12 protein-coding genes and 1 rRNA gene are annotated in these 12,419 nt (G+C 48.5%); 1 reads left to right on the top strand and 12 read right to left on the bottom strand.

Annotation, left to right across the window (positions count from 1 at the left end):
• Positions 1 to 40: 40 nt before the first annotated feature.
• The 3 genes from ispF to JZI27_RS17405 are packed head-to-tail and all read right to left on the bottom strand — an operon-like array spanning position 41 to position 2,315.
• Entirely contained in the window at positions 41 to 514 is a 474-nt protein-coding gene (gene ispF / locus JZI27_RS17415; protein ID WP_122910104.1) for a 2-C-methyl-D-erythritol 2,4-cyclodiphosphate synthase, read from the bottom strand.
• Positions 515 to 517: 3 nt separating this feature from the next.
• Entirely contained in the window at positions 518 to 1,201 is a 684-nt protein-coding gene (ispD, locus tag JZI27_RS17410; RefSeq protein ID WP_122910103.1) for a 2-C-methyl-D-erythritol 4-phosphate cytidylyltransferase, read from the bottom strand.
• Positions 1,202 to 1,226: 25 nt separating this feature from the next.
• Positions 1,227 to 2,315 (bottom strand): PIN/TRAM domain-containing protein, encoded by a 1,089-nt coding sequence (locus JZI27_RS17405; RefSeq protein WP_280208457.1) that lies wholly within the window; start codon positions 2,313 to 2,315, stop codon positions 1,227 to 1,229.
• A 252-nt stretch (positions 2,316 to 2,567) separates the two neighbouring features.
• Here JZI27_RS17405 and JZI27_RS17400 point away from each other — a divergent pair, with 252 nt between their 5' ends.
• The gene (locus JZI27_RS17400; protein ID WP_122910101.1) at positions 2,568 to 2,963 is read left to right on the top strand and encodes a DUF1573 domain-containing protein; all 396 of its coding nucleotides are present in this window, start codon (positions 2,568 to 2,570) and stop codon (positions 2,961 to 2,963) included.
• Positions 2,964 to 3,052: 89 nt separating this feature from the next.
• On the opposite strand, the gene pssA is transcribed toward JZI27_RS17400, so the two are convergent.
• The 9 genes from pssA to JZI27_RS17355 all read right to left on the bottom strand — a co-directional run.
• The gene (pssA, locus tag JZI27_RS17395; protein ID WP_122910100.1) at positions 3,053 to 3,781 is read right to left on the bottom strand and encodes a CDP-diacylglycerol--serine O-phosphatidyltransferase; all 729 of its coding nucleotides are present in this window, start codon (positions 3,779 to 3,781) and stop codon (positions 3,053 to 3,055) included.
• A gap of 191 nt (positions 3,782 to 3,972) precedes the next feature.
• Positions 3,973 to 5,049, bottom strand: coding sequence for a DNA integrity scanning diadenylate cyclase DisA (gene disA, locus JZI27_RS17390; protein WP_280208456.1), 1,077 nt, complete (start codon positions 5,047 to 5,049; stop codon positions 3,973 to 3,975).
• 6 nt (positions 5,050 to 5,055) lie between these two features.
• Complete coding sequence (gene radA, locus JZI27_RS17385) at positions 5,056 to 6,426, bottom strand: DNA repair protein RadA (RefSeq protein WP_280208455.1); 1,371 nt, start codon at positions 6,424 to 6,426, stop codon at positions 5,056 to 5,058.
• Positions 6,427 to 6,537: 111 nt separating this feature from the next.
• A complete protein-coding gene (locus tag JZI27_RS17380; protein ID WP_122910097.1) occupies positions 6,538 to 8,988 on the bottom strand; it encodes an ATP-dependent Clp protease ATP-binding subunit in 2,451 nt (816 codons plus the stop codon).
• A 46-nt stretch (positions 8,989 to 9,034) separates the two neighbouring features.
• The gene (mcsB, locus tag JZI27_RS17375) at positions 9,035 to 10,123 is read right to left on the bottom strand and encodes a protein-arginine kinase McsB (RefSeq protein WP_122910096.1); all 1,089 of its coding nucleotides are present in this window, start codon (positions 10,121 to 10,123) and stop codon (positions 9,035 to 9,037) included.
• A gap of 20 nt (positions 10,124 to 10,143) precedes the next feature.
• The gene (gene mcsA, locus JZI27_RS17370; protein WP_122910095.1) at positions 10,144 to 10,662 is read right to left on the bottom strand and encodes a protein-arginine kinase activator protein McsA; all 519 of its coding nucleotides are present in this window, start codon (positions 10,660 to 10,662) and stop codon (positions 10,144 to 10,146) included.
• A 23-nt stretch (positions 10,663 to 10,685) separates the two neighbouring features.
• Positions 10,686 to 11,150, bottom strand: a complete 465-nt coding sequence (locus tag JZI27_RS17365; RefSeq protein ID WP_122910094.1) for a CtsR family transcriptional regulator — start codon at positions 11,148 to 11,150, stop codon at positions 10,686 to 10,688.
• 282 nt (positions 11,151 to 11,432) lie between these two features.
• Positions 11,433 to 12,101 carry an HAD-IA family hydrolase gene (locus JZI27_RS17360; RefSeq protein WP_280208454.1) on the bottom strand — a complete coding sequence of 223 codons (669 nt, stop codon included), beginning with the start codon at positions 12,099 to 12,101 and terminating at the stop codon, positions 11,433 to 11,435.
• A 198-nt stretch (positions 12,102 to 12,299) separates the two neighbouring features.
• Positions 12,300 to 12,419, bottom strand: a 23S ribosomal RNA gene (locus JZI27_RS17355); the annotation flags it as partial.

The raw sequence follows: 12,419 nt of genomic DNA, 5'->3' as shown, positions 1-12,419 counted from the left end.
TAATAAACGTTTCTAACGTTTTATGTTACACCTTGCCCTTCTACTTGACAAGCAAGCATGCAGCCTGCGCAGCGATTCCCTCTCCACGACCTGGAAAACCAAGCTTTTCCGTCGTTGTTGCCTTTACATTTACTTGGGAAAGCTCTTCTGCCTCCAAAACACGTGCTATCAATTCCTGCATTTGAGGAATGTAGGGAGCCATTTTGGGTGCTTGTGCAATAATCGTTGCATCGAGATTACCGAGTCGATATCCTCGATCTTTGACCATAGCCCATACGTGCTCCAGCAGCTTGACACTATCTGCATCCTTGTACGCTGCATCAGTATCGGGAAAATGACGTCCAATATCCCCCTCGCCAATCGCCCCGAGAATGGCATCTGTGATCGCATGAAGCAGAACATCGGCATCTGAGTGACCCAATAAACCTTTTTCGTAAGGAATGGTAATGCCTCCGATGATGCAAGGACGCCCCTCAACCAATTGATGCACATCAAAACCTTGTCCAATCCGCATTTTCTACTCTCCCTTTCTTTTGCGCAAAATCTCCTCACCCAACAACAGATCGTCAGGCGTCGTTATCTTTATGTTTTCATAACTTCCCAGCACTACAGTAACCGGATACCCTAACCACTCTACCAGCATCGCGTCATCCGTACCCATGCTACCCGCCTGCCAGGCAGCCCGATGAGCTTCTTTCAACAAGGACATACGAAAAGCTTGTGGGGTTTGGACCGCCCACAAGCTTTCCCGTGCCGGAGTAGACTCTACCACACCTGTCTCCCCCACCACTTTTATCGTATCCTTGACAGGAACTGCCAGGATCGTCGCTTGATCCCGCTGAACCTGTTTGATCATCTGACTGATCTGAGCCGGGGTAACGAAGGGACGAGCAGCGTCATGTACGAGTACATAGGCACTGTTCGTAAGTGCGTCCAAACCATTGCGCACACTGTCCTGTCGCTCGGCACCACCCAGCACTACCGTCAGCTGGATGTTCTGTTCAGCTAGCCAAGCGCGAACATCTGCATGATCCTGCTCACTTACGACCAGCACGATTTCCTGAATCTCCGGATGAGATGCAAATACTCGTACTGTATGGGCCAATATCGGTTCTCCCGCCAATGGCAGCCACAGCTTGTTTCGTTGACCGCCCATGCGCTTGCCAGAACCGGCAGCTACAATCACAACCCCTGTCGTCACAATCCATTCCCTCTCCCGCAAATCTCTACAATGCTTTTTCCAAGAGCTTTGGTTTGGCAAAAATCATTCGTCCTGCAGACGTTTGCAACACGCTCGTAACCAGGACATCTACGTCGTTGCCGATGTATTCGCGGCCACCTTCGACTACAATCATCGTACCGTCGTCCAGATACGCGACACCCTGACCGTGCTCTTTTCCATCCTTGATCACCTGTACGTTCATTTCCTCACCTGGCAAGACTACGGGCTTTACCGCATTCGCCAGGTCGTTGATGTTCAGAACAGGGACTCCTTGCAATTCGCAAACCTTATTCAGGTTAAAGTCGTTGGTCACCACTTTACCGTTAATTACTTTTGCCAGCTTGATCAGCTTGCTGTCTACTTCGGACACTTCTTCAAAATCGCCTTCCCAGATCTGGACCTTCACTTTCATCTCTTTTTGAATCTTGTTGAGAATATCCAGTCCACGTCTTCCACGGTTTCGTTTCAACACGTCAGACGAATCTGCAATGTGCTGCAATTCTTCCAGCACAAAACCCGGGATGATCAGGCTTCCTTCCAAAAATCCTGTGCGGCAAATATCGGCGATACGACCGTCGATAATCACACTCGTATCCAGGATTTTGTTTTCCACATTGGTAGTGGTTCCAGCAGCCTCTTTTTTCTTATCCTTGCGACCAATCGAAAAGACAGACATGATCTCGTCTCGCTTGCGGAATCCTACCTGGAACCCCAAATAGCCAAGCAGACCAGATACAACCAGCGGCAACAAGTCACCTATTACCGGTATCGGAATTTTACTGATGGGCAGGAATAATAAAAATGCAACAATAAGACCACTAATCAACCCCATCGCTCCGAACATGACATCGACAATCGGCATTTTGACGAGTGTCTCTTCTCCCCAACGGATGACCTTCAGAATATAATCCAACAGCCAATTCGCTAAAAAGAAGAACAAGATGGCACCGAGCACCGCACCAATGTAAGACGTCCCACTGACAACTCCAAAATTCAGTAATGGATCTAGCAAATTATACAGATCTGGGCCATACTGGTACCCCAAACCACCGCCAACCAAAACGAAAAAGATTTTTCCTATGCGGCGTACCATGCCTTCACCTCCTTGTTATTAATATTGACAGAAGCTTACAAGTAAAACCCTATTTCCCTCACTATAGCAAAATTCATTTTATCATGTCAAATAGCCAAAAATTTTAACATAATTATCAAACAAACGTCAACATCGAACTGGTGTTTTCCTTTTGCACAAATTGACAGCGAGCCGAAACCCTTCTTATAATGGCAATAGCGATTGGCTTGAAAATTGTGACGAACAGTACAGCCTAAAGTAGAGGTGAACCGTATGGACACTCGCAACATCGACGATTTTCAAACACAGGTATCGGAACTTTTAATCAGACATCGCAGCGTTCTGGATGTCATGTCAAAAGTGCAGGAAACAGCTTCTCGCATCAATCGTTCACTGACAAAAGCCATCACAGAATGCGGCTGTGTTGAGGTGGTAGCCAAAAAACAAACGTATGACGCCAGCAAAAATCTGGAGGAAAACAAAAATCATCTCGACACTCATTTTTCGGGTCCATTGTGCGAACACTGCCGCGATGTCGTCACCGCAGAGCTGGGAAAAAACCTTTTTTATCTGACTGCCCTGTGCAATATCACAGATATTAAGCTGGAAGACGTCATCAAGCAGGAAAAGGAACGGCTGAATACGCTGGGCGTGTTTAATCTCACATAATTCTTCATTCGTAATACGTATAAGCCTAATAAAAGGTTGCAAAAAAACCCGCATTTTTCATCTGCGGGTTTTTTTCTGTGAGCCGTGCTTTATTCAAATGGCACTGATTCTTCTTCTTTCTTTTTACGCTTGCTTAACTTTTTAATCAAAAAGTCAACGTTTTTTTTTATTCCGTACAAGGCGTAAAAAGCGAGCGGCAAGAAGACGATTTTCGGAAACTGTTGTGGGTATTTAACCGCCACGATCACAACGATTGCAATGATGATCGGTGTAATCCAATAAGCAGCCTTGGGAATGCCTACTTTTTTGAAGTTCGGGTACTTGACTTTGGATACCATCAAAAATGCGAGCAGCAGCATGCTGGCAGCCAGAAGTGTAGAATTGAACACTTCATGGTATAGAGCCAGTGTCGCTAACACCCCACCTGCTGCTGTGATAGGTAGCCCAATGAAGTAGCCGGGAACGCCAGCTTGTACGTTGAATCGAGCAAGACGCAATGCACCACAGATCGGGAATATCGCTGTAAGGAAAATGCCCAGCCAGTTAAAATCCTGCAGGACCACCACGTACATGATGAAGGCAGGAGCGACACCAAACGTAATGACATCCGATAATGAATCCAGTTCTTTCCCAAACTCACTTTGGGCATTCAGCATACGGGCCACACGACCGTCGAGCCCATCCGCCAGCATACCGATAATGACTGTAATCGCAGCATAATCGACGTAATGATCACCTTGAAACGCAAGAATAATAGCGAGTACTCCCAAAAACAAGTTGCTTACGGTTAGTATGTTCGGTAACGATTTCACGAACATAGACTACCTCCTGATTTCCTTCGCGAAGAAGACAGATCATTTCTCATGATTGGTCCACTAGGCAAATCGATTGTTACAAAACAGCCTTAACCGTTTTGTTGACCCAAAGGCCCTTACCATGTCTGAAAAGCGTTTCACTAAAAGAGGGGACGATTTTCACAGAAAATAACGTGACTTAATCCTATTCTACTTCAAATGTGCCTGTCAATGAACACTTGCTCCTGAATCCTTTTCAACCCATCCTTGATTGCCCTGGCTCGAACCTCTCCGATCCCATCCACTTCGTCCAATTCTTCAATGGTCGCCATCACAATTCGCGGCAGGTTGTGAAAGTGATCGACAAGATTCGCAATGATCGAGACAGGCAGCCTGGGAATTTTCTGCAAAATTCGATAGCCACGCGGTGAAATCGACTCTTCAAGCATGCTGACATTAGCCGTATAGCCAAGCACACGCAAGAAAGATCCCAACTCCAGCATTTCGTCGGAACTGAGTTTTTTCATTTCCAATAATACTTCCTTTGGAGACAAACTCGGATCACGACGATAATCCTGGATCAACAGATATGCCTCTTCCTCAATGTTGGCAACCAGCTCCTCCAGCTGCATGCTGATGAGCCTGCCCTCTGTGCCCATTTCACAGATGTAATTGGACACTTCCTCCTTAATACGTAATACCATCTCAATTCGTTGCAAAACGGAGGTCACTTCTTCCAGTGTGACCAGCTCTTCAAACTCCATTGCTCCCAGATTGGACATGGCCTGCTCCAGAACGGCCTTGTACCTCTCTAGCGTGGAGACAGCCTGATTCGCTTTCGCCAAAATGACGCTGATGTCATTGAGCACATAGCGGTAGCTCCCCTTGTAAAGCGTGATGACATTGCGGCGTTGGGAAATCGCGATCACGAGATGACCCGTGTGAATAGCCGTGCGTTGGGCTGTCCTATGGCGCGTTCCTGTTTCACTCGTCGGAATGGAGGAAGGGGGAAATAACTGCGTATTGGCATACAGGATGCGCTTGGCATCTTCACTTAATATAATTCCCCCATCCATTTTAGCCAATTCATACAAGTGGGCAGGTGAGAACTCACAATTGATGGAAAAACCCCCGTCCACCATCTCGTCCATTTTAGACCCGCATCCTATCACAATCAATCCACCCGTTTTGGCCCTGAGGACGTGCTCAAGGCCTTCTCGAAGCATGGTACCGGGGGCGACGAAGCGAAGCACATCGCTGAAGTGCTGATGTCGTTTACTGTTCTCGTGCATGCCAGTCTACCCCCTCATGACTTCATTCAACGCCTCTGCAATATTGTTCACACCGATCACCTGGATATCCTCAGGTGCATCTAAACCGCGAATATTCTTCTCCGGGATTATTACGCGCTTGAAGCCCAATTTATGTGCCTCTCGCACACGTTGTTCAATCCGTGAGACTCCTCGCACTTCCCCGGTCAGGCCAATCTCGCCAATCACCACGTCATGAGGATTCGTGGCGTGGTCGCGAAAACTGCTGGCAATACTGACTGCAATCGCCAAATCAACTGCCGGCTCGTCCAGTCGCACACCTCCGGCCACATTCACATACGCATCCTGATTTTGGAGCATCATGCCCATGCGCTTTTCCAGGACGGCCATAATCATCGCTACTCGCTGGTGGTCCACTCCAGTAGCCGTTCTTCGTGGTGTGACAAAGCTCGTTGGTGCTACCAATGCCTGCAATTCCACCAGAACAGGGCGCGTCCCCTCCATGCTGGCAACGACGGTGGAGCCTGCTACCCCAAATGGACGTTCGGCCAAAAAGATCTCGGAGGGGTTCGCCACTTCCTCCAAGCCCCGATCCTTCATCTCAAATATGCCAATCTCGTTTGTCGAACCAAAGCGGTTTTTGACTGCTCGCAGGATCCGGAAGGTATTATGCCTTTCCCCTTCAAAATATAGAACGGCATCCACCATATGCTCCAGCATCCGCGGTCCTGCAATCGAGCCTTCCTTGGTTACATGACCGACAATGAACGTTCCGATTCCTTTTCCCTTGGCGATACGCATCAATTGGGCAGTCGCTTCTCTGACCTGCGCGACGCTGCCTGCAGCCGACTGAATCGCAGGATGAAAAACAGTTTGGATCGAGTCAATGATCAACACGTCGGGGTCTACTTGATTAATATGCTGTTCGATCAATTCCAAATCATTTTCAGCCAATACAAACATAGGCGGTGTTTTCATGCCCAGTCGATCAGCACGCAGCTTTATCTGCTTTGCTGATTCCTCACCAGACACATAGAGGACTTTACCGCCTTTATGAGCAAGAGCAAATGAGGTTTGCAACAACAGGGTGGACTTGCCGATTCCGGGATCTCCACCTACCAAAATCAACGACCCGGGAACTAAACCTCCCCCAAGCACCCGATTCAATTCCCCAATGGTGGTATCCATACGCGGTTCTTCTTCACTGGCCACCTGCGTGAGCGGTAGTGGAGCTTGACGTTGACCTCCGCCAATCCCCTCATGACGGTGCGATGTGGCCTTGACCGTCACTTCCTCGACCAGGGTATTCCAGCTGTTGCAGCCCGGACATTTTCCCATCCATTTTGGTGATTCATAGCCACATTCTTGACACGCGTATTTCGTTTTATACTTTGACATGATCGTCCCTCGTTTTTAGTTTGAACTACCATTATCATACATGACCAGATGGATGAAAAAAAGGATACCTCCTTTAAAAAGGGGTACCCTTTTGCGAGTTTATTCGACTTTTTACGACTTTGCCTTTTCGAGGCGCTTCACAACCAGCTTGTCGTCCTCTGCGTCAATATTCACAGTGTCTCCCTTGCTGATGACACCCTTCAACAGTTCTTCAGACAATCTGTCCTCGATATGACGCTGGATCGCACGGCGCAATGGACGTGCTCCGTATGCCGGGTCAAAGCCTTCCTTCGCCAAAATTTTCTTGGCTGTATCTGTCAGTACAAAATCGATCTCTTGTTCTTTCAGACGCTTGCGGAGCTCTTCTGTCATCAGTGAAACGATTTGCTCGATGTGCTCTTGCTCCAGGGAATGGAAGACAATCACTTCATCGATACGGTTGAGGAACTCCGGACGGAAGCTCTTTTTCAGCTCATCCATCACTTTGTCCTTCATATCCTGATATTTTCTCTCGGTGTCACCTGTGGTAAAGCCGAGTGTCGTATTTTTCTTGATCATGCTCGCCCCTACGTTGGAGGTCATGATCACGACCGTGTTGCGGAAGTCTACGGTACGTCCCTTGGAATCGGTCAGTCTGCCATCATCCAGGACTTGCAGCAGGATGTTGAACACATCCGGATGCGCTTTTTCAATTTCGTCCAACAGAATAACGGAATATGGTTTGCGACGAACTTTTTCCGTCAATTGACCGCCTTCATCGTAGCCCACATATCCCGGAGGCGCACCTACCAGACGAGCCGTGGAATGCTTCTCCATGTACTCGGACATGTCTACACGAATCATGGCGTCCTCGTCACCGAACAGGGTTTCCGCTACAGCGCGAGCCAATTCGGTCTTACCAACCCCTGTAGGGCCCAGGAAGATGAACGAACCAATCGGACGCTTAGGGTCTTTGAGACCTGCACGAGCACGGCGTACTGCCCGGGAGATGGATTTGACAGCCTCATCTTGACCAATGACGCGATCATGTAGAATCTCTTCCATTTTCAAGAGACGCTCTGTCTCTTCTTCCTTCAGCTTGATCACAGGAATACCCGTCCAGCTTGCCACTACTGTCGCGATATCCTCTGGTGTGACCTCCATGTTCAATTGACCCTGGCGCTCTTTCCAATCCTTCTTGGTTTTGTCCAGCTCTTCGCGCAGCTTCTGCTCTTGATCACGGAGTGCTGCAGCCTCTTCAAATTCCTGAGATTGTACAGCCGCATCCTTTTCTTTGCGCACTTCTTCAAGACGTCCTTCCAGCTCTTTGAGATTAGGCGGAACGGTAAAGGACTGGAGGCGTACCTTGGAAGCTGCTTCATCCACCAGGTCAATGGCTTTATCAGGCAGGAAACGGTCTGTAATATAGCGGTCAGAGAGCTTCACTGCTTGCTCAATCGCTTCATCCGTAATTTTCACACGGTGATGAGCCTCATAGCGATCGCGCAGGCCGTGCAAAATTTTGATCGCATCCTCAGCTGTCGGTTCATCTACTTGAATCGGTTGGAAACGGCGTTCCAGAGCAGCATCCTTCTCGATGTACTTGCGGTATTCATCGAGAGTGGTTGCTCCTACGCATTGCAGTTCCCCGCGTGCAAGTGCCGGCTTGAGGATATTGGAGGCGTCGATCGCCCCTTCTGCCCCACCCGCACCGATCAGCGTGTGCAGCTCATCAATGAACAAGATGATATTTCCAGCCTGACGGATTTCATCCATGATCTTTTTCAGACGATCTTCAAATTCACCCCGATACTTGGTACCTGCAACCACTGTACCCATATCCAGGGTCATGACGCGTTTGTCACGCAGTGTTTCCGGAATTTCGTTATTTACGATCTTTTGTGCCAGTCCTTCTGCAATTGCGGTCTTCCCTACACCAGGCTCACCGATCAGAACCGGATTGTTTTTGGTGCGTCGGCTCAGAACCTGAATCACGCGCTCAATTTCCTTTTGGCGGCCGATAACGGGGTCCAGACCACCCTCACGAGCGATTGCCGTCAGGTCACGTGCCAAGCCATCCAAAGTAGGGGTGTTGGCTGCAGGATTGCCCCCGGAAGGTTGGTGGGAAGCCATCATTTCCGAGCTGCCCAGAAGCTGCAGCACTTGCTGACGTGCCTTGTTCAGGCTTACTCCCAGATTATTCATGATGCGGGCCGCGATACCTTCCCCTTCACGGATGAGGCCCAACAGAATGTGCTCTGTGCCCACGTACGTATGGCCCAATTTGCGAGCTTCGTCCATCGACAACTCAATCACTTTTTTCGCTCTTGGTGTATAGTTCGGTGTGTAGTTGCTGCCGGACTGTTCGGTACCCCTGCCGATCAGCGACTCCACTTCACTCTGAATTTTGTCGAGGCCCAGTCCCAAAGACTGCAATGCCTTGGCTGCGATACCTTCTCCTTCACGAATCAATCCCAACAGTACGTGTTCTGTTCCAATATCTTTGTGACCCAGTCTCACTGCTTCTTCCAGGGCCAGCGCCAGTACTTTTTGTGCTCGTTCTGTAAATCGTCCAAACATCATACGTGTACACCTCCATGATTACCGCGTTTATAGTTTATGGGTTCTCTTACAAATTGCCATTCTCCTCCTGCGACCAGTCTGCACTGATTCGCTCCCTGATCAACCGCGCTCTGCGTTCATCTCTTTGCTCCGGTGTCAATTTTTGCCCGGCGTGCTGTTGCAGAAAGCCCGGTTGTGTCGTGACGAGCAGCTCGTTCAAGATCAGCGGCGACACATTCGGAATGACACCAAGGTCAATACCGAGCCGTACATCTGAGAGACGCTGTGCTGCTTCTTTCGACTCCATCGTCCGCGCGTGCAGCAAGATGCCATACGAGCGGAAGATTCGATCCTCCAAGGAGATGCGGGTGTGCTCCAGCAAATAATTGCGAGCCACGCGCTCTTGCTCAATAATCTGCCTTGCTACTCCATACAGGTTTGAAAGAATGTCCGATTCCGACATCCCCAGCGTAACCTGATTGGAGAGCTGGAAGAGGTTGCCCAATGCCTCACTGCCTTCACCGTATATGCCGCGAACAACCAGCCCTACCTGATTGATTGCCTGCAGGATCCTATTGATCTGCTGCGTCATGACCAGCGCGGGCAAGTGTAGCATGACCGAAGCTCGGATACCTGTACCGACGTTGGTCGGACAGCTGGTGAGATAACCTCTATTTTCGTCAAAAGCATAGTTCAGATGCTTTTCAAATATGTCATCTATTTTCGTGCCCATCTCCCAAGCCTCATTTAATCGGAAACCAGGCAACAGGACTTGAATGCGAATATGGTCTTCTTCATTTATCATGATGCTGACTGATTCATCCGGGTTTAACAAAACTGCCCCTTTGCGTGATTCCTCAGCCAGATGAGGACTGATGAGATGCTTTTCTACGAGTACCCGTTTTTCCAATGGATTGACCTGATCCATTTGAATCAGCTGCATCCGGTGCCGCTTGCGCATAGCCTCTGAATCGCTTACTTCCGTTACCTTTCTTACTACTTCCTCCCCTTGGGTATCCGTAGCCAATAACGGAAAAGGGTGCTGGCGCAGGTTTCGCGCGATACGCAACCGTGTACTGATGACAATATCGGAGTCAGGACCTTCTCCTTTCATCCAATTGCTCCACGGGTTTTGCATAAACTGCTGTTGGGACATGACCAGCTTACCTCCCCTTGTTACGATTGAGACATTTTTTGTTCCAGCAGACGAATCCGGTCGCGCATTTCTGCGGCTTTTTCAAACTCCTCGCTGGCGACATGCTTTTGCAAAGCACTTTTCAATTGTTCCAGTTCTTTGCGGATCTTCAATTGTCCACCTGTCCTCTCGGGTACCTTGCCCATGTGCTGGGTATTGCCGTGGATACGTCGAAACAACGGGTCCAGCTTATCTCCCAGGAACGTGTAACAATCGCTGCAGCCGAATCGACCGCTTTTGCTGAATTGCGCATAGGTCAGACCGCACGTTTCACATCGAAGCGGTTTGCTTGCCGTAGATTCGCGCCCGTTTTTCTGCATCGGGTCAAATTTGAGCAAGCCTGACAGGAGATTGTTGATGCTGAAGTTGTGAAAGCCGGTAAAGACATCCCCTTTTTCCTGCGCACATTGTTCGCAAATATGGTATTCGGTTTTTTCACCATTGACGATTTTAGTCAAATGTAGTGTCGCCGGTCTTTTTCCACATTCCTCACAGTTCATCTCGATCCCTCCTAACACATTCCTTACTTTAACAAGATAGCTGCAATCATTTGCTTTAAAATGTTTGCCCGAAGTCGATCCCGAATTTCCGGCTCGATGGTTAACACATTGCGCGAGGTTGCAATCTTCATCAGTGTGGCTTCGCGATGACTGACCAATCCATCCTCCAGCAATCGCTCCACGATTGCGTATGCGACGCTTTGGGCAATGCTCTCACCAATCAATTCTTCGGTCAGGAGCTCCTGAAGTCTCGCCTTGCTGACGATCTGCACCTTGCGAATTCGGATGTAACCTCCTCCGCCTCGCTTGCTCTCCACAATGTACCCTTTTTGAACCGTAAAACGAGTGTTGATCACGTAGTTGATCTGAGATGGGACACACTGAAAGAGGTCGGCAAGCTCACTACGCTGAATCTCGATTGATCCATTCGGGCTCTCGGTTATGATGCTTTTCAAGTGCTGCTCGATGATGTCCGAGATGTTACGCAAGTCATCGCCTCCTATCCAATGTGTTTGATTTTTTGACTTTGACTATCTTTGACTTTTATTATAATGGGTTTTTCTCGGTCGTGCAAGTGGAGAATCTACTTTCTACACGTACTATTGTGGGCAGAATCTTGACTTTTGATTCAGTAAGACGATCATTCGTTGTGATCTTTGACCGGATAGCGGGTGCATGGGTCAAAGGTGAAGCTGGTTCTGCACATGAAAAAAACCACTCGGCTGAGTGGCTTATCATATCAACAGTATCGGTAAGGATTCATTTCATGCCTATTGTTTATGGGGAGGCAAGTATGTAAGCAGCTCTTTAAAATCACGGATCACCTGATTGGCACCCTCGAGTTCACCTTGTTTGGCAAAGCCGAAATCGCAGCCGATGGTAAATAGTCCATTGGTCAAGCCCGCTTCGATGTCAGAATGGCGATCTCCTACCATGACTGCTTGCTTGATCTGGTAATCACTGAGCAATTTGGCAACGAGGTCGTTTTTGGTACTCGTTCGAAAGCGGCCGGCAGAATACAGATCCGTGAATAGTGGTTTCAAACCGTATTCTTCGCAAATGGCTTCAATATACTCTTCCTGGCCGTTGCTCGCAATAAATAATGAATACCCGTCGTCATGAAGCTGCTGCAGCGTTTCTTTTACACCTGGGTACAAATCCGTAATCCGTTCCTTGATCAGTTGGATTTCATTCTCCAGCAAATGTAGATCTGCAGCTCGCTTTGTTTCTTCATTTGTATCTGGCAACAGCTTTTCCCATACCTGCTCGACCGTCATCCCCAAAACGTTAACCAATTCCTTTTCGTCTGGTGTTGGACGTTCCCACATGCCTTGTTCTCGAAGCTGCTGAAACGTACGTTGAAAAGCAGGTGTTGACAGTTTTTCTGTTTGAAGCAAGGTACCATCCATATCCAATAAAATAGCATACGGTATGCTCATGTTTCTTCTCTCCTTTGCATCGTCATGGCTTTCTATCCCATCATGTGCATCTGGACTTCTATCCATTCGACAAGCTCTACCCATGTTAGTTGATTCATAACAGAGTAGCAAGCTATTACAACAAAAACCTCCTTATCAATCCGATAAGGAGGTCCGGTTTATTCTTTGAAAACTGGATCTGCATGATTGCCAAAGCATGTGGATAAGTCCTCGACCGATTAGTATTCGTCAGCTCCACGTGTTGCCACGCTTCCACACCGAACCTATCAACCTCATCGTCTATGAGGGGTCTTACCAGCTTGCGCTGTGGGAAGTCTC

Source organism: Brevibacillus sp. AY1 (assembly GCF_029870785.1).
Taxonomy (GTDB): domain Bacteria; phylum Bacillota; class Bacilli; order Brevibacillales; family Brevibacillaceae; genus Brevibacillus; species Brevibacillus invocatus.
Note: the sequence above shows the minus strand (reverse complement) of the source record. Positions and strands in the feature narration are given on the sequence as shown.